Raw genomic sequence first — 18,637 nt, 5'->3', positions numbered from 1 at the left:
GTGCGCGCGAACGAGCAGTGGGGCATGGCCGTTGCCGGCGATGCCCCACTCCTGGTCTGGCTTGTTCAGTTGTGCACCGGGAGAAAACTCGCTACTGGTCTTCGAAACGCTGGCGGAAGCGCTCCTCCATCCGCTGTGTGAACGAGCTCTTGCGCGCCTGCGGCCGCCCGCGTGAGGAACCCGCCTGCTCGCCCTCCGATCCTTCACCCTCTGGTTGCTGCCGCAACGAAGTCACGGCGAGCAGGACCCCAAAGAACATCACCAGGAAACCGAGCACGCTGATCAGCGGGATCTCGGCGACCCGGAACGGCACCACCACGCCCAGCACCAATAGCGCGACCCCGACGACGAACAGGGCGACACCCTGCAAGCGCCGGCGACGGGCGGGTCGGCGCAGCCTGGTGCCACGCACCGTGGATGCGAACTTGGGGTCCTCGGCATAGAGCTCGCGCTCGATCTGGTCGAGCAGCCGCTGCTCATGCTCGGAGAGTGGCATCTTTCCTCCTCCGGCACAGCTTGTCGCGGGCGCCGGGCCGCGCAACAGTATGTGGACCCAACTTCACCCCGTTTGGGGTGTCTGCACTCCAGGATACGAGTCCGGCGCGCGAACGACTACCCGATCCCGTATCAAGCACTGAACGAATTGCCGGGAACCACCCGCAACGAGTATGCGAACCCCGGCTGAACCCCCGGAATCCACCCCTGTTCACTCTTCGTGGCTGGACAGCAGCGAGGCGGGGCGCACCGCCGCGGAGCCGAACTTGGAGCGCGCCACGTCGGCCGCGACCTCGGCGTCCCGCCAGCGCGGCGCGCCGGTCTCGAAGGTCAGCTGCTCGGCCGCGTCCGCGTCCTCGAGTCCCTCCACGCGCACCCCGATCAGGCGAACCGCGCCGCCCTGCCCCAGTTCCGTCAGCAAGCTCACCGCGGTGGCGTGGATGGCATGCGCCACATCGGTCGCGGTGACCAGGGTGCGGGCCCTGGTCACCGTCTTGAAGTCGGCGTACCGCACCTTGATCGACACCGTGCGCCCGCGCAGCCCGCGCCCGCGCAGGCTCGCCGCCGTCCGCTCGGACAACCGCAGCAGCTCCCGCGCCAGCTTCCCCCGGTCGAACTCGTCCACGTCGAAGGTGACCTCGGCGCCGAGGGACTTCTCCGCGCTGTCCGGCTCCACGACCCGGTTGTCGTGCCCGTGCGCCAGCGCGTACAGGTGGTCGCCGACGGCGTTCCCGACGGCCCGCCGCAGCCGCGCGGGCGGCACGTTCGCCACGTCCGCGATGGTGGCCAGGCCGAGCCGCCGCAGTTGTTCCTCGGTGCGCTTGCCGACGCCCCACAGCGCGGACACCGGCAGCGGGTGCAGGAACGCCAGCGTGTCGGCCACCGGCACCACGATCATGCCGTCCGGCTTGGCCATGCCCGAGGCCAGCTTCGCCACGAACTTCGCCCCGGCCACCCCCACCGAGCAGGTGATGCCGTGCTCCCGCGCGACCCGCCGCCGGATGATCGCGCCGATGCCCGCCGGCGTGGTGCCCAGCCGCTTCAGCGCGCCGCTGACGTCCAGGAAGGCCTCGTCCAGGCTCAGCGGCTCCACCAGCGGCGTCAGCTCCGCGAAAATGGCCATCACGCCCGCGGACACCTCGCTGTACAGCCCGCGGGTCGGCGGCAGGTACACCGCGTGCGGGCAGAGCCGCTTCGCCGCGCCGACCGGCATCGCCGAGCGCACGCCGAACTTGCGCGCCGGGTAGTTCGCCGAGAGCACCACCGAGCGCGGCCCGGCCCCGGCGATCACCACCGGCCGGTGCACCAGCTCCGGGCGCGTGCGCAGCTCGACCGCGGCGAAGAAGGCGTCCATGTCCACGTGCAGGAACGCGCAGCCCTCGTCGGCGGGCCAGCCATCGGCACCCGGCCCGGCGGCCTCCGCCTCGGCCGTGACCTTGAACCGGGCGAAGTCGGCGGGCAGCCCGGTGTTCCTCCCCATGCGACCGAGGCTAGCGGGTACCTACGACAGTTCCGGACGGCGCGCCAGCGCATGCAGCCTGCTGGCGATCTCGCGCAGCGGAGCGGTGGCCGAGGCGACCGTCTCGAACTCGACCAGGTCCTCGTCGGTGGCCAGCACGCCGTCGGGCACCACCGCGTCGGCGACCACACCGTCCCCCTGCAGCAGGCCGACCTCCAGCCCACCGGCCACCAGCAGCCCGGTCAGCGCCTCGCTGTCGAACCGGCGCAGCAGCGTGTCGCGCTCCTCGGGCAGCACACCTTCGGGGATCAGCAGCAGGCGGCGGGCTTCGGCGAGCCGTCCCGCCAGCGCGCGGTGCAGCACGGCGGCGTTGCGGTTGGCCGCGAGCACCGAGACGGCGCCACCGGGCGCGACCGCCTCGGCCAGCGCCGCCACCACCGCCGCCGGGTCGTCCACCACTTCCAGCAGGCCGTGCGCGAGCACCAGGTCGGCCGATCCGGTGCCGACGTGCCTGCCGAGCGCGTCGGAGTCGTCGGCGACCACGGTGATCCGCCCGGCGACGCCCTCCTCCTCGGCGCGCCTGCGCAGCGTGGCCAGCGCGTTCGGATTGGGCTCGACCACGGTCACCCGGCAGCCGGCGGAGGCGAACGGCACGGCCCACACGCCGCTGCCGCCGCCCACGTCGACGACGTGCGGCTCGGCCGAGCCGCGTTCCCGTGCCTGGGCGAGCTCCGATTCCAGCACCCGGCGGACCGCCGCCGGGCCGCGGGCCGCCGCGGTGTCCGTTCGCATGGGGCCACAGCGTAGTGGTGGCTTCGCCCGTAGGCTGCGTGGCGTGCACACCGTCGCCGTACTGAGCCTCAAGGGTGGGGTCGGCAAGACCACCGTCGCGCTGGGTATCGCCTCGGCCGCGCTCCGTAGGGGATCCCGCACGCTGGTGGCCGACCTGGACCCCCAGGGCAACGCCACCGCGTCGCTGGACCCGCCGCTGACCGACGCGACGCTCGCCGAGGTGCTGGAGACCCCGCACCGGGCGATGCTGGAGCGGGCCATCGCGCCGAGCGTCTGGAACGACCAGCTCGACGTGCTGGTCGGCTCGGAGGACCTCGAGCAGCTCAACGAGCCCGGCCCGGAGAACCGGCGGCTGGAGAACCTCTCGCGCGCGCTCGACGAGCTGCACCGCGAGCCCCTGCGCGGCGACCCGTACGAGCTGGTGATCCTGGACTGCCCGCCGTCGCTGGGCAGGCTGACCAAGTCGGCGCTGGTGGCCGCGGACAGCGCGCTGCTGGTGACCGAGCCGACGATGTACGCCGTCGCCGGTGCCGAGCGCGCGCTCGACGCGATCGAGGAGATCCGCGACCGGATGAACCCCGGCCTGCGCCCGGTCGGTGTGCTGGTGAACAAGCTGCGGGTGCGCTCGCACGAGCACCAGTTCCGGATCGCCGAGCTGCGTGAGTCCTTCGGCTCGCTGGTGATGCCGACGGCCATTCCCGACCGGCTGGCCATCCAGCAGGCGCAGGGCGCGTGCGTGCCGATCCACGAGTGGAACTCGCCCGGCGCCCAGGAGATCGCGCTGACCTTCAACATGGTGCTGGCCAAGATCCTGCGGTCGAGCCGCGCCGGGCGGCACCGCGCGGCGTGGGAGGCCGAGGACGAGCCACCCGCCACCGGCACGCTCGACGTCACCGAGACCACCGGGGAGATCCCCCGGGTGGGGCCGGGCAAGGGCCGTTAGGTGCCCGAGGGCGACACGGTCTTCCTGGCCGGCAAGCGGGTGGAGAAGGCACTCGCCGGACGGGAGCTGCTGCGTGCCGACCTCCGCCACCCACGACTGGCCACAGTGGACCTGACCGGCCGGTCCGTGGTCGGTGTGCGCACCGCGGGCAAGCACCTGTTCCTGCGCTTCTCCGGTGACCTGAGCCTGCACAACCACCTGAAGATGGACGGCTCGTGGCGGATCCTGCGGCCCGGCGCGCGCTGGCCGATGCCCGCGCACCACGCCCGCGCGGTGTTCGAGAACGCCACCGCGCTGGTGATCGGCTTCCGCCTGCACGACCTCGAACTCCTTGCCACCGAAGACGAATCACGGCTGGTCGGGCACCTCGGACCGGATCTGCTCGATCCTCTGTGGACAGAGGAGCACGCGAAGCGCGCGGCAGCGAACCTGGCCGCCGACCCGGGCCGCGAACTCGGCCTCGCCCTGCTCGACCAGCGCGTGATGGCCGGGGTGGGCAACCTGTACAAGGTCGAGATCTGCCACCTGCTGCGGGTCACCCCGTGGACGCCGGTGTCCGAAGTGGACACAGCGAGCGTGGTGGCGCTGGCCCGCAAGCTGCTGCTCGCCAACGCCTGGCGCCACGAGCAGAGCACCACCGGCGAACTCGCGCGCGGGCGCCGGAACTGGGTCTACGAACGCACGCGGCAGGGCTGCTTCCGGTGCGGTGGGCGGGTACTGGTGGCCACGCAGGGCCACGACGTGCAGCGGCGGCCGACCTGGTACTGTCCCCGCTGCCAGCACGGTCCCGCTCCCAGCGGCTAGGCCGCGGCCCGTCCAGCGGCTAGACTCGGCCGGGTGACGTCGTTCAAGCTGCCGCTCTACGGCGCGGACACCGAACGCGGCGATCTCGCTCCCTGATCGCCCGCCGGTCCTTCCGTCACCTTTCCCACTCCTGGAAGCAGAACAGGGAGCTTCACCATGCCCGCGAACGCATCGGGCGCGGATCTGCGCGCCTTCGTCCAGGCCCTGCCCAAAGCCGAACTCCACGTGCACCTGGTCGGCTCGGCCGGCCTCGACACCGTGCTCGCCCTCGCCCGCCGCCACCCCGAAGCCGGGGTACCCGCCGAACGCGCGGAACTGGCGGAATTCTTCCGCTTCCGCGACTTCGACCACTTCCTCCGCGTGTTCTGGGCCGTCCAGTCGATGGTCAAGGGCCGCGAGGACGTCCGCACGCTGGTGACCGGCCTCGCCGCCGACCTCGCCCGCCAGAACGCCCGCTACGCCGAGGTGACCGTCACCCCGTACAACCACCTCCTCGACGGCATGCCGGGCGACGAACTGCTCGCCGGTCTCACCGAGGGCCGGGCCATCGCGGCGGCCGAGCACGGCGTGGAACTGGCCTGGTGCTTCGACATCCCCGGCGAGAAGGGCGTCAAGGCCGGTAGGGAAACCCTGGTGTTCGCGTTGCGCGAACGGCCGGAGGGCCTGGTCGGCTTCGGCCTCGGCGGGCCGGAGATCGGCGTCGGGCGCGCGCAGTTCGCCCCGTTCTTCACCGCCGCGCGCGAAGCCGGGTTGCACAGCGTGCCGCACGCCGGGGAGACCACCGGCCCGGCGACCATCTGGTCGGCCGTGCACGACCTCGGCGCCGAGCGGATCGGGCACGGCACCAGCGCCGCGACCGACCCGGCCCTGCTGGCGTACCTGGCCGAGCACCGCATCCCGCTGGAGGTCTGTCCCACCTCGAACGTGCGCACCGGCCAGGTGCCCGGCATCGAAGCGCATCCCGTGCGGCGCCTGCTCGACCACGGTGTGGTGGTGACGCTCAACACCGACGACCCGCCCATGTTCGGGGCCACGCTCACCGGCGAATACCTGGCGGTGGCGGAAACGCTGGGCCTGCGACCGGCCGAAATCGCCCGCCTGGCGGCGAACTCCGTGGAGCATTCGTTCCTCGGTGACGAAGCCAAGGCCGCACTGCTCGCCGAGATCGCCGCCGTGCCCGCACCGGGTGAACGAAATCTTGTTGCCGGACAGCGGGAACTTGCCTAGCGTGGGCAGTACACGAGAAGGGAGGTGGTCCGAAGTTGAATATCAACAGGACTCGTGAGGTGACTGTCCGCTAGCGGACAGCAGAACGATTGGACTGACCAAGCAGGCGACTCCGGCCACCTGTCGGCTCGTACCCTGCTTCGTTTTGTTGCCTGCCAGCGAATACCAGGCAGTCACCGGTTCCCCGGTGCTCCCGAGAAACGGTCCGGCTCGGGCCCGCGCGTTTGACGGCGTGCGGGAGGCGCACCGGGGAAACCCAACACCACCACCGAAGCTGGGGAACCTTGCTCCGACCCGCCTATCCGATCCGGACGGCGCGCCTGATCCTGCGGGCGTTCACCCCCGCCGACCTCGACGAGCTGAACGACTTCCAGTCGCGGCCCGAGGTGGCCCGCTTCCTCTACTGGGAACCGCGTACCCGCGAGGAATCCGCGTTGGCGCTGGAAACCCGCATCCGCAACTCGACGCTGGACCGCGAAGGCGAGTTCCTCGCGGTGGCCGTCGAACTCGCCGAAACCGGGCAGCTGATCGGCGACCTCAACCTGCAGTGGCTCAGCCGGGCGCACCGGCAGGGCGAGTTCGGCTTTGTCTTCCACCCCGACCACCAGGGCAGGGGCTACGCCAGGGAGTCGGCGACCGAGCTGCTCCGCCTCGGCTTCGAGGAACTGGGCCTGCACCGCATCTGCGGCCGGTGTGACGCGCGCAACACCGCCTCCTGGGGCCTGATGGAGCGCCTCGGCATGCGCCGTGAGGCCCACCTGCGCGAGGCCGAGGTGTTCAAGGGCGAATGGGGCGACGAGTTCGTCTACGCCATGCTCGAGGACGAGTGGAAGAGCCGGTGCGGCACCATGTAGCCGTGCTCTTCGACAACCTGGTCCGCCCCGCGCTCTACCGCCTGAGCAAGAACGACGCCGAGCTGGTGCACGAACGCACCGTGACCGCGCTCGGCAGGCTCGCCGCGGCCGAACCCGCCCTGCGTGCGCTGCACCGCGTCTACGGTGCCGAGCGGCCGGTGAAGGTGTTCGGCGTCCGGTTCCCGAACCCGGTCGGCCTGGCCGCCGGCATGGACAAGGACGGGCGCGCGCTGCGGGCCTGGCCCGCGCTCGGCTTCGGTTTTGTCGAGGTCGGCACGGTGACCCGGCTGCCGCAGCCGGGCAATCCGCGGCCGCGGTTGTTCGCCCTGCCCGGCAGCGACGCGGTGATCAACCGGATGGGCTTCAACAACGCGGGTGCGGCCGCGCTGGCCGAACGGCTGGAGCGGACCGGCAAGCCACCCGTGCCGCTGGGCGTGAGCATCGGCAAGTCGAAGGCGGCGCCGCTGGACGAGGCGGTGGCCGACTACCAGGAGTCGCTGCGGCTGCTGTACCCGCACGCGGACTACTTCGCGGTGAACGTCAGCTCCCCCAACACACCCGGTCTGCGCAGCCTCCAGGACCGCGGTGCGCTGAGCGAACTGCTCAACGAGTTGCAGGCCACCTCGGCCTCGCTCGCCGCGAAGGCGGGCAAGCTGGCCACCCCGCTGCTGGTCAAGGTCGCGCCCGACCTCACCGACGAAGCGCTCGCCGAGCTGATCGAGGTGTGCGAGGAACACGCCGTCTCCGGCCTGATCGCCACGAACACCACGCTCAGCCGCGAGGGCGTCATCGGTGCCGAGGCGGGCATCGCCGAGCAGGCGGGCGGGCTGTCCGGCCGCCCGCTCACCACTCGCGCCCGCGAGGTGGTCGCCTTCGTGCACAAGGAGTCCGGCGGCAGGCTGCCGATCATCGGCGTCGGCGGCATCATGTGCGGTGACGACGCCGCCCGCATGCTGGACGCCGGTGCGAGCCTGATCCAGCTCTACACCGGCTTCGCCCTGCACGGCCCCGGCCTGCTGCGCCGCGTCCACCGGGGCCTGTCCGACCGCTGACGTTCCCGGCCACGCGAGCCCGGAGCGCATGTCACGAATGTGGCTTTCGAGACGCCAAACGTCTCGAAAGCCACATTCGTGACATCGGCGGGGGCGGAGCAGGCGAGCCGGGCTAGGCCGACCTCGGGCCGGCGGTGCTCAGGTGCCGCAGGTAGGCGCGCCAGTCCCGGTAGAAGGTCAGCTCGGTGCTCTCGGCCATCGGGTCGCAGGTGATCGCGGGCAGCGACACCCCGTTCTCCAGCCGCACCGAGGTGATCCGCAGCGGCGCGCTCAGCCCGTCGCGCAGCTGCTCGAACCCGGCCGGTGAGATGCGCCAGCGCTCCCCGGACAGCGACTGCGCGCCCGGCACCACCCCGGCTTCGGGACCGGCCAGCAGCACCATCCGGTAGTGCGACGCGGTGAGCACGTCCCCGGCGTACCGCGCGCCCAGCTCCGCCAGCCACGCGCTCAGCGGGCGCCCGCGAACCTGCTCCCCGAACACCGCGAACTCCACGCTGGCGGCCGCGTACGGCTCACCGGCGGGCGCCGCGGTGAGCAGCGCGGCCAGGTCCAGCGCCAGCTGCTCCTCGTAGGGCGCGGTGGCCAGAGTGATGCCGAACGGCTCACCGCCGACCTCGCCCAGCGGCACCGACACCGTCGGCACCCCCGGCCCGGCCAGGTCCAGGGTGGCCGGGGTGAGCAGCACGTCGAACGGCTCACCGAAGGACCTGATGCGCATGCCGGAGGCGGCGCAGGCGGCCACCACCGCGTCGAACGACCGCCGGAGCCCGACCGGCAGCGGCGCCAGCTCGGCCACCCCCGGCACCGCCACGCGCGGGTGGTCCCCGGCCGACAGCCGGAACGACGCGGGCCAGGCATCGGCCGCGGTGGCCACGCCCATGGCCAGCCGGGCCGCGGTCAGCTCGCGGGCGTAGAGCACCGGTGTGTCCGGGATCAGCCCCGGCGTGGCCTGCAGCGCGAACGCGGCCTCCCGGCGCGGGATCCCGCTCTCCACGCCCAGGTCGGCGGCCCCGGAAACCACCACGGCCGGCACCGAGTCCTTCCCGGCCCGGCCGAGCACCACCGCTCCGGCCTGCGTCAGCCGTTGCACGGCGACCGTGCTGACCTCGGCGAGTCCGGTGTCACCCGGCAGTCCGGCGATCGCCGTGCCCGCCCCGGCGGCGAGCAGCTGCCCGGCCAGCGGCAGGTCCTCACCCGCGCGCACCCGTTCGTCGATGGCCTTGGCCTCGACCAGGACGTCCTCTTCGGCACGCAGGGTTTCCCAGTCACCCGCGCGATCGGTTTCGGTGAGGCGCTCGTAGGCGGAGATCACCCGCTGGAAAGCACTCGGCGGTGCCGTGGGTACCGGCTCCGGTTCGGGAGGAAGTGTGTTCACAGCCGCCGTCCTTTCCTCGTGGGGACCCGCGATCAGCGCACTGGTGCCTCCGGAATGGATGTGGACATGAGGAAAACGGTAGGCAACGGCGATTGCGACGGAAACGTCCATTCGGTTACGTACGTGTTTCGCTCAGTCACAGACTGACACCGCGCGCACACCGTGTCCATACCTGTCCACTTAGGACGGCTAGATTCAAGAACCCAGCTCACGCAGGGCGATCGCGAGACCGGCCAGGCGGTCGGTGGCGTCGGTGAGGGCTTCCTTCGAGGTGCCGATGCCGTCACTGCTCGCGGCGACCGTGCGCCCGGCGGCGGCGACCAGCGCGCCGTAGCCCTCCAGCCCGTCGTCGAGCTGCTCGGCCAGGGTGCGGATGGCGCCGTCCAGCGCGGCCCGTTCCCCCTGCGGGGCGGCGTTGCGGGCGCGTTCGATGGCCTGGATCCGCGCGGCCAGCCCGCGCAGGCTCTTCGCGGCCTCGTCGGCGGTGTTGCGAGCGTCCTCGACGGACACCTCGGGCACCGCGGTGACCCCGGTGGTGCTCGGCACGGCCAGCTGCCGCAGCAGCTCACGCAGCGAGGCCTCCGACTCGGCCAGCCGCTCCATCGGGCGGCGGGCCGCCGAACCCGACGGTGGCAGGGGCGGCGGTGCCGTGCTCGCCGGCACCTCCATCTTGTTCAGCTGCCGCAACCGGCTCGCCGACCGCACACCGAGCGTGCTGAACGCGATCACCCCGGCGGCACCGCCGAGCACCGGCGGGGTCATCAGCGCGGCGGTGGCCGAAGCCGCGGCGACAAAGCCCGCCGCCACCACCAGCACGCTGATCAGGGCCAGCACCAGCCACAGCGTGGCGGCCCTGGACGCCCGCCGCTTGCGCCGTTCCAGCTTGGCGGCGGGCTCGTTCCACTGGACCCACTTCGCCTTGAGGCCGTCGACCGCGGGGGCCGAGGCCATCGAGGCGAAGTCGGGCAGGTTGGGCAGCTTCGGCACCGGCAGCGACGGCTTCTCCGACGACGTGCCCGGCTTCTCCGGCGGCGTGCCCGGCTGCTTCGGGTACACCTTGCGGTAGACCTGCGAATCCCGCTGCCCGTCCGGCTTCGCGGCGGTGTTCCCAGCGCCATCCGCGTTGGGCGGCAGGTACTTCTGCAGCTTCTCCTGCGCGCGCTGGGCGTAGTCGGGCAAGCGTTCGATGTGCTTCTCCAGCTTCGCGCTGAGCTCGCCGAAATCCCGCTTACCCGACCCCATCACCACTCCCCTGCGGCCTAGGCGGACCTCAGGCCTGGTTCTTCTGCTGCTCGGCCTGGACCCGCTGCTGGATCTCCTGCTGGATGCTCGCGCTGGTCTTGGCCGCGTTGGCCTGCTCCTTGGCCGCGGCGGCGGTCTGGGAACCGCTGGTCACCTGGGCCACCGAGTCGCCCTTCATCGAGGCGCGGATCTGTTCCAGGCGCGAGTGCCCGGCCAGCTGCGTGGTCGAGTGCTGCACCTCCAGCATGCGCCCCTGCACCGAGTTCTGCGCCAGCTCGGCCGAGCCCAGCGCGGTGGTGTAGCGCTTCTCGATCTTCTCGCGCACGTCCTCCAGCGAGGGCGTGTTGCCCGGCGCGGCCAGCTGCGACATCTGGTTCAGCGAGGCGGAGACCTGCTCCTGCATCTTCGCCTGCTCCAGCTGCGAGAGCAGCTTGGTGCGCTCGGCCAGCTTCTGCTGCAGCATGCTGGCGTTGCGCTCGACGGCCTGCTTCGCCTGGGCGGCGGCCTGCAGCGACTGGTCGTGCAGGGTCTTCAGGTCCTCGATGCTCTGCTCGGCGGTGACCAGCTGGGCCGCGAAGCCCTCGGCCGCGGTCTCGAACTCCTGCGCCTTCTGCTCGTCGCCCTTGGCGCGGGCCTCGTCGGCGAGCACGAGCGCCTGCCGGGTGGACGCCTGGAGCTTCTCCACCTCGCCGAGCTGGCGGTTCAGCTTCATCTCCAGCTGGCGCTGGTTGCCGATCACCGAAGCGGCCTGCTGGGAGAGCGCCTGGTGCTGGCGTTGCGCCTCCTCGATGGCCTGCTGGATCTGCACCTTGGGGTCAGCGTGCTCGTCGACCTTCGACGAGAACGACGCCATCAGGTACTTCCAGAACTTCACGAAAGGGTTGGCCATCTCCTCCGCCTGCCTTCTTGCGTCCCACTGGTCCTGTCACCGGGTGCGCGGCGCGCCCGTTGGTCGAACCGGCCCTCCCCCATACCTGGCGGGCGATCGATCCGAATAGGCAACGTTCCGTACCCGGCGTTGGGTTCCATCGTGTCAGGTTGACCGCCGTCGTTCCAGGCGACCCCGGGGTAATTCAGGGATGGCCCCTACCGAGAGCGACCAGCCCGAACACGGAAACGGGGCAGCGCCCGCGCGTGCACGCGAGCACTGCCCCGCTTTCCGGCGTTGGGCGGCAAAGCTCCCCGGTGCTCAGGCGGCCACGATCGCGGCCAGTTCCGGGGTGGTGATGGTGGTACGCAGCGTGGTCGACATGCGCGGCGGCGAGAGCCGCAGATCGGCCAGATCGTTACCGATCACCTCGGGCACCGGGCGGCCACCCTCGAAACCACGCTCGGCGGAGGCGGTCTCCACCGGCTTGGCCTTGGCGCCACCGCGCTCGGAGCCCTCGAGGGTCTCCTCCACCTTGTCCAGCGCGGACACGTCGGCGGCGACCTTGTGCAGGAGTTCGCTCAGCGGCAGCTCGAGCGCCTCGCAGATCGAGGCGAGCAGCTCGCTGGAAGCCTCTTTCTGCCCCCGTTCGACCTCGGACAGGTAGCCCAGGCTGACTTTGGCGGCGCGGGAGATGTCGCGCAGCGTTCGCCGCTGGTTGGTGCGGGCATGACGGAGCCGATCACCGATCGCCTCACGCAACAGCACGGTCATCGCGCGCCTCCCTTCCATCGATCTGTGTCCACGTTACCCAGAGAACTCGGTGGATAGCATCAGTACACCCGTACGTACGCCAAGGGCGAACGCCGATTTCAGGTTGTTTGTTCCCCCAGCAGGGCCAGCGCGGCCGCCACCGAACCGGCCCGCACGGCCGCCCGATCGCCGGGAATCCGCAGCTCACGGGTGATCGAACCAGCCGGTCCCGCCAGCCCGACGTGCACTGTGCCAGGGGAAACACCGTCCTGCCCCGCCGGGCCGGCCACCCCGGTCAGGCCGAGGCCCCAGTCGGCTCCGCAGCGTGTTCGCGCCCCGGCGGCCAGCTGCGCGGCCACCTCCGGATCGACCGCGCCCCGAGCGGCGAGCAAGTCCGGGTCGACCCCGGCCAGAGTGGCTTTCAGGTCGGTGGCGTAAACGACGAGCCCGCCGCGCACCACCTCACTCGAGCCGGGGACCTCGGTCAGCGCCGCGCAGACCAGCCCCGCGGTCAGCGACTCGGCGGTGGCGACCGTCTCACCACGCCGGATCAGCGCGGCGACCACCTCGTGCGCGTTCATCGCCGTCATGACGAGGAGCCGGTCCGGTCGCCGAGCGCGCGCAGCTTCAGCGCGCGGACCAGGTAGTCGATCCCGGTGACCACGGTGAGCACCAGCGCCACGCCCATCAGCACCCAGCCGATGAAGTCCACCGACGACGGCAGCGGCAGCAGGTAGACCGTCAGCGCGGCGATCTGCGCCATCGTCTTCGCCTTGCCGCCGCGGCTGGCCGGGATCACCCCGTGCCGGATCACCCAGAACCGCAGCAGTGTGACGCCGATCTCACGGACGGCGATCACGATGGTCACCCACCAGCCCAGCTCGCCGAGCAGGCTCAGCCCGACCAGCGCCGCGCCGATCAGCGCCTTGTCCGCGATCGGGTCGGCGATCTTGCCGAAGTCGGTGATCAGCCCGTACTTGCGGGCCACCCAGCCGTCCACCTGGTCGGTGAACGAGGCCACGGCGAACAACGCGGTCGCCACCGCGCGCCAGAAGGTGTCGGTGCCGTCGCCGGCGAACAACGCGGCGACGAACAACGGCACCAGCACCAGCCGGGACAGCGTGAGCAGGTTCGCCACGTTGAGCGTGGGTACCGGCGTCGGCTCGGGCAGTTCCGCCGACCGTGGTCGCGGCGGGCCGGTTTCGCCCTCCGCCGGTTCGCTGGGTGCGGCACTCACCGGTCCGCGCCCACCGGACGCACGATCAGGTCCACTCCGGCGGAGTCGGTCACCTCGCAGCGCACCAACTCCCCGACCTCGCGGTCACCGGCGTCGACGAGCACGCACTCACCGTCGACCTCGGGCGCCTGGTGGGCGGCACGGCCGGTCACCTCGCCGCCTGGGCCTTCCTCGACCGACTCGATCAGGACGTCCACGAGGTCCCCGATGCGCTCTTCGGCACGCTGCGTGGTCAGTTCCTCGACCAGCGCCGAAATGCGCGCGACCCGCTTGGCGACGGTCTCCTCGTCGAGCTTGCCGTCGAAGGTCTCCGCCTCGGTGCCGTCCTCGTCGGAGTACCCGAACACGCCGACCGCGTCCATCCGCGCGCCGATCAGGAACCGCTCCAGCTCGGCCACGTCGGCCTCGGTCTCGCCGGGGAAGCCGACGATCACGTTCGTGCGGATGCCCGCGTCCGGCGCGTACTCGCGGATCTGCTCGATCAGCGCGAGGAACGAGTCGGTGGAGCCGAACCGGCGCATCCGGCGCAGCACGGTCTCGCTGGAGTGCTGGAACGACAGGTCGAAGTAGGTGGCCACGCCCGGGGTGGTGGCGATGGCCCGCACCAGGCCGGGACGGGTCTCGGCGGGCTGCAGGTAGGACACGCGCACGCGCTCGATGCCGTCGATCTCGGCCAGCTGCGGCAGCAGCAGCTCCAGCGCCCTGGTGCCGCCGAACTCGCGGCCGAAGTCCTTGCCGTAGGAGGTGGAGTTCTCGCTGACCAGGAACAGCTCCTTGACGCCCCGCTCGGCCAGCCAGCGCGCCTCGGCGACCAGCTCGTCCGGGCGGCGCGAGACGAACGAGCCGCGGAAGGACGGGATCGCGCAGAACGAACAGCGGCGGTCGCAACCGGAGGCGATCTTCAGCGCGGCCACCGGCGAGTCGTCCAGCCGGGTGCGCAGCACGCGCGGGCCCCAGCCCTCCTGGGCGTGACCGGGCAGCGCGACCTCCTGGGCCGCGGCCGGGCGCTGGACCGGGCTGATCGGCAGCAGGTTGCGGCGGTCGGTCGGCACGTGGGACGGCACGGCGTGGCCGGAGACGATGTCACCGAGCCGCTCGGCCAGGTCCGGGTAGTGGTCGAAGCCGAGCACCGCGTCGGCCTCGGGCAGGCTCTCGGCCAGCTCGGCGCCGTACCGCTCGGCCATGCAGCCGACCGCGACCACCTTGGCGCCGGTGTCGGCGGCGGCGAGCAGGGTGTCCACCGAGTCCTTCTTGGCCTGCTCGACGAAGCCGCAGGTGTTCACCACGATCACGTCGGAGCCCTCCGGCTCCTCGGCCAGCTCCCAGCCACCGGCCGCCAACCGGCCGGCCAGCTCCTCGGAGTCGACCTCGTTGCGGGCACACCCGAGGGTCAGCAGCGAGACCCGCCGCGGGCTGGATGACGCGTTCGTGGTGGAAGAAGGCACGAGGATCAGCGTAACCGCCGTCGCTCGGCGCGCCGGTCCTAGGCACGGTCCGGCTCGCGTGCTCGCGCTCCTCGCGTCCAGGCGGCCGTGGTGATCATGCGGGCTGATGTCACGAATGTGGCTTTCGAGACGCGAAACGTCTCGAAAGCCACATTCGTGACATCAACAGGGGCTCGCCCTGGTGGAGCGCGCGGCCGAACAGGTCAAACGTCAAGCTAGGTTTGCGGGCGTGCCAATCAAGCGTGAAGCGGACCAGGTCCTCGTCCGCCGTGCCCTGATCGCCGACGTCCGCCGGATCAAGGAGCTGGTGGACGCCGACGCCGGCCGGGTGCTGCTGGAGAAGGACCTGGTCACCCTGTACGAGAGCGTGCAGGAGTTCTGGGTGACCGAAGTGGACGGGGAGGTGGTCGGTGCCGGCGCGCTGCACGTGCTGTGGGAGGACCTGGCCGAGCTTCGCACGATCGTGGTGGGCAAGCGCGCCCGCGGCAAGGGCATCGGGCACGCGCTGGTCGCCCGGCTCATCCAGCACGCGGTGGACCTGGGCCTGCGCCGCCTGTTCGTGCTGACCTTCGAAACCTCGTTCTTCGCCGGTCACGGCTTCCGCGAGATCGACGGCGCGCCGGTGTCGCAGGAGGTCTACGAGGAGATGCGCCGCTCGGTGGACCCCGGGGTGGCGGAGTTCCTCGACCTTCCTTTTGTGAAACCGAACACGCTCGGCAACACGCGGATGCTGCTGGAGCTCACCTAGCGAGCTTCAGGATGTCCACGCCCCGGGTGTTGTCGGCGACGTAGACCAGGCCCTTGTGCCAGTACGGCGCCCACGACGCGGCGTCGGCAGGCCGGTGGTAGGCGATCTGCTTCGGGTCCGTCGGGTCGCTGACGTCGAGGAAGCGGGTGCCCTGGGCGTAGAACGACTGCACCAGGATGTCACCGCGCTTGTCGAAGTAGTGCGCCGAGCAGTCCTCCGAGGACGGGTCGCTGCCCTCCTGCCCGGCCACGCTCCAGGTGCCGACCGTCTTCATCCGGAACGGGTTCTCCGGCGTGGACCGCCAGCCCTGGCCCTCGTAGGAGCCCTCCAGCGAGGAGATCACCAGCACACCGTCGCCCGCGCACCCGTCGAGAAAGCTCTCCTCGACCGCGTAGAGCAGGTCGTTCCGCCCCCACGGGCCCTGCTCGATCGGGCGCAGGCTGTTGTGCATGAACTTCGACGGCGCGGCGGTCTCCTCGACGCCACCACCCGCGTACGGCACCGGCGCGATCGGCGTGGCCTTGCGCCACTTGCCCTGCACCGGGTCGTGGTGCCAGCCGCCGGTCCAGTAGCCGCGCACACCACCGCGGCCGGACACCCACGCGACGCCGGTCTGGTCGACCTGCACGTCGTGCACGTAGTCGGTCTTGCCGTCGTTGCGGGCCAGCTCGATCGGCTCGGGGTGGACCTTCGGCTTGGCCGGGTTCCGCACGTCGGTCACCCAGATGGGGCGGCCACCCCAGTCGGCGGGCTGGTTGGCCGCCTTCGCCGGGCCGCCGGTCCACAGGTAGCGGCAGTCCTCGACGCAGCTGGTGGTGTGCCCGGCCGGCACCTGCACGTAGCTGCGCACCACAGGCTTCTCGGGATTGGCCACGTCGACCACGTAGATGCCGGACTCGCCGGTCTGGGTGTTCCCGCCGAACGCGCGCGGGTCCCTGGCCAGGAAGACCAGCTTGCGCTTGCGGTCGACCTCGGTGTTCTCGGTCTCCCACAGGCCGGGCAGGCTCAGCTCGCCGATCAACTTCGGCGCGGTGGGCTTGGCCAGGTCGTAGGTCTTCAGGCCGAACTCGCCGGAGACCACCATGACGTCCCGGCCGTGGTAGTCGAGGAACTCCAGCGCGATGGCGCCCTGGGCGTCCGGCACGTTGCCGACCGCTTCGACGTTCTTCACCGCGCCGGGCGCACCGGCGGCGGGCGCGGCCTTCGGTTCCGGCCCGTCCTCCTCACCGCAGGCGCCGGCGGGCAGGGCGGTGACCACGGCGGTGGCGACCACCGCCACCAGGGTCAGACACGAGCGGAGCATCGCCAACCTCCCAGTGAACAGCCCTGGGTACTGTATGGCGCCGGATTCACCGGATACAACCGCCTTCCGTTGGTGCTAGACAGACTCCATGCGCCTGCTGCCCCCGCTCCTCGCCGCCGTCGCGCTGGCCGCGTGCACCCCGGCCGCCGAGCCGCCGTCACCGGACGTGCTCACCGTCGGTGTCGGCGAACCGGCCAGCCTGGTGCCCGCCGAGGTCCGCGACCAAGCCGGGCGGACGGTCGTTTCCGCGTTGTGGACGCCGTTGCCGCCCGAGGCGGCCACCAGCCCGGATCTGCTCACCTGGACGGTGAAACCACCGGCGAGCCGGTTCCACGACGGCACACCGGTCACCGCGAAGTCCTATGTGGACACCTGGCGGCTGACCGGCGGTTCGCTGGGTGCCAAGGAAATCACCGCGGTGGACGAGTCGACCGTGCGGATCGTGCTCGACCGCCCGGCCGCGGAAATCCCGGCGAAGCTGACCGCCCCGGCGTTCCTGCCGCTGCCCGAATCCGTGCTCACCTCCCGCGACTGGGCGGGTTTCTCCCGGCACCCCATCGGCAACGGGCCCTACCGGCTCGCCGCTCCCTGGGAACCCGGCAAGGGCGCGAAACTCCTGCGCGACAACGGAAATCCCCGGGAAATCGAACTGCGCGTTGGTGATCCGAGAGCGCACTACGACGCGGTGAAGGCGGGCACGCTCGACCTCGCCACCGAAGTGCCCGGCGACCGGCACGACGCGATGCACGCCGATTTTGCCGACCGGCACACGATGTGGCCGCTGCCCTCCGCCGGGTACCTGGTGTTCCCCTTGGGGGACAAGCGGTTCGAGGACGCGGCGGTGCGTTACGCCTTCGCCATGGCCGCCGATCGCGCGGCACTGGCGAAAGGACCGCTCGGTGACCAGGCGGACCCGGCGAAGGGCGCCCTGCCCGGTGACCGCTCGGCCACCTGCCGCCCGTGCACCCACGATCCGGCCGCTGCCAAGGCCTTCGCCGGGCAAGGCGGGCTCAGCGGTGACGTGAACCTCTACTTCGAACCCGCGGACGAAGCGTGGGCCCGTGCGCTCGCCGAGCAGATCCAGGGCACGCTCGGCATTCCGGTGCACGCGAAACCACGGCACGAAGGCACGCTCGACGGACCGCTCGCGATCACCGTTCAAGCCGCGACCCCGGGTGAGACGGTCGCCGCGCTGACCACCGCGACCGGATACGCGGGCGCGGGCTTCGGTGATCTGGTCGCCGCGGCTTCCTCGGCGACCGGCGAGGAAGAACGCGCTCAGCGGTACCGGCTGGTCGAGAACCAGCTGCTCCGCGACCTGCCCGCCGCGCCGATCTGGACCGGGCACGGGCACGCGGTGTGGTCGTCACGGGTGAAAAACGCGGCGGCACGGCCGTTCGGCGGCGTCGAGCTGGCCGCGGTTTCGATCCAGAACTGAACCTTTGGAAGGAATTCACTGAGTTTCCTACGCAAGGTGGTGGCGGCTGGTGAGCGCTTACCGAATGCTGTGCTCACCCTGTCGAGAGATCACAGCGAGGGAGCCAGCGATGACCGTGACCGCCCTGCCCGAGCCAGCCACCCGCCGCAGACCACGCGGACGAGTTCGCGGCCTCCTGCGCAAGCTCACCGTGACCACCGCCGTGGCCGGGAGCCTGGTGCTCGGCGCGGGCACCGCGCAGGCCATCGACGTGCGGGCGGTGACCGACGACTACCTGTTCAGCAAGTCGCTGCCGGGCTTCGTCAGCGTCCGCGGCAACTACCCGAACGACCTGGACTGGTCGACCGACGCCTGCTCGTGGTCGCCCGACAAGCCACTGGGGTACAACTTCACGCAGGCCTGCTGGCGGCACGACTTCGGCTACCGCAACTACAAGCGGCAGAGCCGGTTCACCGACAGCAACCGCCTGCGGATCGACAACAACTTCTACGACGACATGAAGGACATCTGCAACGGCGCCGGCGCGTGCAACGCGGCCGCCTGGACCTACTACCAGGCCGTGCGGCAGTTCGGCGCCAGCTGACGCGGGATCCGGCCGGGGG

The 18,637-nt window shown here is 71.3% G+C and carries 19 protein-coding genes; 8 read left to right on the top strand and 11 right to left on the bottom strand.

Features of this window, described 5'->3' with window-relative positions:
* Window positions 1–91: 91 nt before the first annotated feature.
* The 3 genes from A4R43_RS41985 to A4R43_RS41975 form a co-directional block, all read right to left on the bottom strand.
* On the bottom strand, window positions 92–496 hold the full coding sequence (locus A4R43_RS41985) for a DUF3040 domain-containing protein (RefSeq protein ID WP_113697168.1): 405 nt from the start codon (window positions 494–496) through the stop codon (window positions 92–94).
* Between the two features lie 210 nt (window positions 497–706).
* The gene (gene dinB / locus A4R43_RS41980) at window positions 707–1,975 is read right to left on the bottom strand and encodes a DNA polymerase IV (protein ID WP_113697167.1); all 1,269 of its coding nucleotides are present in this window, start codon (window positions 1,973–1,975) and stop codon (window positions 707–709) included.
* Window positions 1,976–1,996: 21 nt separating this feature from the next.
* Window positions 1,997–2,746, bottom strand: a complete 750-nt coding sequence (locus tag A4R43_RS41975; RefSeq protein ID WP_113697166.1) for a methyltransferase domain-containing protein — start codon at window positions 2,744–2,746, stop codon at window positions 1,997–1,999.
* 43 nt (window positions 2,747–2,789) lie between these two features.
* On the opposite strand from A4R43_RS41975, the gene A4R43_RS41970 reads away from it, so the two are divergent.
* The 5 genes from A4R43_RS41970 (at window position 2,790) to A4R43_RS41950 (ending at window position 7,626) form a co-directional block, all read left to right on the top strand.
* The gene (locus tag A4R43_RS41970; protein ID WP_113697165.1) at window positions 2,790–3,689 is read left to right on the top strand and encodes a ParA family protein; all 900 of its coding nucleotides are present in this window, start codon (window positions 2,790–2,792) and stop codon (window positions 3,687–3,689) included.
* A complete protein-coding gene (locus tag A4R43_RS41965; RefSeq protein WP_113697164.1) occupies window positions 3,690–4,493 on the top strand; it encodes a DNA-formamidopyrimidine glycosylase family protein in 804 nt (267 codons plus the stop codon). It abuts the gene before it with no gap.
* Between the two features lie 156 nt (window positions 4,494–4,649).
* Complete coding sequence (gene add / locus A4R43_RS41960; protein WP_113697163.1) at window positions 4,650–5,720, top strand: adenosine deaminase; 1,071 nt, start codon at window positions 4,650–4,652, stop codon at window positions 5,718–5,720.
* A 284-nt stretch (window positions 5,721–6,004) separates the two neighbouring features.
* A complete protein-coding gene (locus A4R43_RS41955) occupies window positions 6,005–6,574 on the top strand; it encodes a GNAT family N-acetyltransferase (protein WP_113697162.1) in 570 nt (189 codons plus the stop codon).
* Window positions 6,575–6,576: 2 nt separating this feature from the next.
* Window positions 6,577–7,626, top strand: coding sequence for a quinone-dependent dihydroorotate dehydrogenase (locus A4R43_RS41950; protein WP_113697161.1), 1,050 nt, complete (start codon window positions 6,577–6,579; stop codon window positions 7,624–7,626).
* A 112-nt stretch (window positions 7,627–7,738) separates the two neighbouring features.
* Here A4R43_RS41950 and A4R43_RS41945 read toward each other — a convergent pair whose 3' ends face one another.
* From A4R43_RS41945 to rimO, 7 genes are all read right to left on the bottom strand, one after another.
* On the bottom strand, window positions 7,739–9,001 hold the full coding sequence (locus A4R43_RS41945) for an allophanate hydrolase-related protein (RefSeq protein WP_162788793.1): 1,263 nt from the start codon (window positions 8,999–9,001) through the stop codon (window positions 7,739–7,741).
* A 195-nt stretch (window positions 9,002–9,196) separates the two neighbouring features.
* Window positions 9,197–10,243, bottom strand: a complete 1,047-nt coding sequence (pspM, locus tag A4R43_RS41940; protein ID WP_113697159.1) for a phage shock envelope stress response protein PspM — start codon at window positions 10,241–10,243, stop codon at window positions 9,197–9,199.
* A gap of 28 nt (window positions 10,244–10,271) precedes the next feature.
* Complete coding sequence (locus A4R43_RS41935; RefSeq protein ID WP_113697158.1) at window positions 10,272–11,132, bottom strand: PspA/IM30 family protein; 861 nt, start codon at window positions 11,130–11,132, stop codon at window positions 10,272–10,274.
* Between the two features lie 300 nt (window positions 11,133–11,432).
* Window positions 11,433–11,885 (bottom strand): helix-turn-helix domain-containing protein, encoded by a 453-nt coding sequence (locus A4R43_RS41930; protein ID WP_113697157.1) that lies wholly within the window; start codon window positions 11,883–11,885, stop codon window positions 11,433–11,435.
* A 98-nt stretch (window positions 11,886–11,983) separates the two neighbouring features.
* Window positions 11,984–12,454, bottom strand: coding sequence for a CinA family protein (locus A4R43_RS41925; RefSeq protein ID WP_418190791.1), 471 nt, complete (start codon window positions 12,452–12,454; stop codon window positions 11,984–11,986).
* Window positions 12,451–13,101, bottom strand: coding sequence for a CDP-diacylglycerol--glycerol-3-phosphate 3-phosphatidyltransferase (gene pgsA, locus A4R43_RS41920; protein ID WP_113697156.1), 651 nt, complete (start codon window positions 13,099–13,101; stop codon window positions 12,451–12,453). The genes A4R43_RS41925 and pgsA overlap by 4 nt, the downstream gene beginning before the upstream one ends.
* A complete protein-coding gene (rimO, locus tag A4R43_RS41915; protein WP_113697155.1) occupies window positions 13,098–14,546 on the bottom strand; it encodes a 30S ribosomal protein S12 methylthiotransferase RimO in 1,449 nt (482 codons plus the stop codon). Before rimO ends, pgsA begins: the two co-directional genes overlap by 4 nt.
* Before the next feature lie 229 nt (window positions 14,547–14,775).
* On the opposite strand from rimO, the gene A4R43_RS41910 reads away from it, so the two are divergent.
* A complete protein-coding gene (locus A4R43_RS41910) occupies window positions 14,776–15,294 on the top strand; it encodes an amino-acid N-acetyltransferase (RefSeq protein ID WP_418190790.1) in 519 nt (172 codons plus the stop codon).
* On the opposite strand, the gene A4R43_RS41905 is transcribed toward A4R43_RS41910, so the two are convergent.
* A complete protein-coding gene (locus A4R43_RS41905) occupies window positions 15,287–16,597 on the bottom strand; it encodes an LVIVD repeat-containing protein (protein WP_113697154.1) in 1,311 nt (436 codons plus the stop codon). The genes A4R43_RS41910 and A4R43_RS41905 overlap by 8 nt on opposite strands.
* A gap of 88 nt (window positions 16,598–16,685) precedes the next feature.
* Here A4R43_RS41905 and A4R43_RS41900 point away from each other — a divergent pair, with 88 nt between their 5' ends.
* Window positions 16,686–18,035, top strand: a complete 1,350-nt coding sequence (locus tag A4R43_RS41900) for a peptide ABC transporter substrate-binding protein (RefSeq protein WP_113697153.1) — start codon at window positions 16,686–16,688, stop codon at window positions 18,033–18,035.
* A 109-nt stretch (window positions 18,036–18,144) separates the two neighbouring features.
* On the top strand, window positions 18,145–18,618 hold the full coding sequence (locus A4R43_RS41895) for a phospholipase (protein WP_113697152.1): 474 nt from the start codon (window positions 18,145–18,147) through the stop codon (window positions 18,616–18,618).
* The last annotated feature ends 19 nt before the right edge of the window (window positions 18,619–18,637 follow it).

The sequence above is a fragment of the Amycolatopsis albispora genome (genome assembly GCF_003312875.1).
Taxonomy (GTDB): Bacteria; Actinomycetota; Actinomycetes; order Mycobacteriales; family Pseudonocardiaceae; genus Amycolatopsis; species Amycolatopsis albispora.
The sequence above is the reverse complement of the archived record's forward strand: the minus strand, read 5'-3'. Positions and strand labels throughout refer to the sequence as shown.

Coding starts and splice junctions, on each gene's coding strand:
- A4R43_RS41985 (WP_113697168.1), bottom strand. CDS start 496: ATGCCACTCTCCGAGCATGAGCAGCGGCTGCTCGACCAGATCGAGCGC.
- dinB (WP_113697167.1), bottom strand. CDS start 1,975: ATGGGGAGGAACACCGGGCTGCCCGCCGACTTCGCCCGGTTCAAGGTC.
- A4R43_RS41975 (WP_113697166.1), bottom strand. CDS start 2,746: ATGCGAACGGACACCGCGGCGGCCCGCGGCCCGGCGGCGGTCCGCCGG.
- add (WP_113697163.1), top strand. CDS start 4,650: ATGCCCGCGAACGCATCGGGCGCGGATCTGCGCGCCTTCGTCCAGGCC.
- pspM (WP_113697159.1), bottom strand. CDS start 10,243: ATGGGGTCGGGTAAGCGGGATTTCGGCGAGCTCAGCGCGAAGCTGGAG.
- A4R43_RS41935 (WP_113697158.1), bottom strand. CDS start 11,132: ATGGCCAACCCTTTCGTGAAGTTCTGGAAGTACCTGATGGCGTCGTTC.
- A4R43_RS41930 (WP_113697157.1), bottom strand. CDS start 11,885: ATGACCGTGCTGTTGCGTGAGGCGATCGGTGATCGGCTCCGTCATGCC.
- A4R43_RS41925 (WP_418190791.1), bottom strand. CDS start 12,454: ATGACGGCGATGAACGCGCACGAGGTGGTCGCCGCGCTGATCCGGCGT.
- A4R43_RS41905 (WP_113697154.1), bottom strand. CDS start 16,597: ATGCTCCGCTCGTGTCTGACCCTGGTGGCGGTGGTCGCCACCGCCGTG.
- A4R43_RS41900 (WP_113697153.1), top strand. CDS start 16,686: ATGCGCCTGCTGCCCCCGCTCCTCGCCGCCGTCGCGCTGGCCGCGTGC.
- A4R43_RS41895 (WP_113697152.1), top strand. CDS start 18,145: ATGACCGTGACCGCCCTGCCCGAGCCAGCCACCCGCCGCAGACCACGC.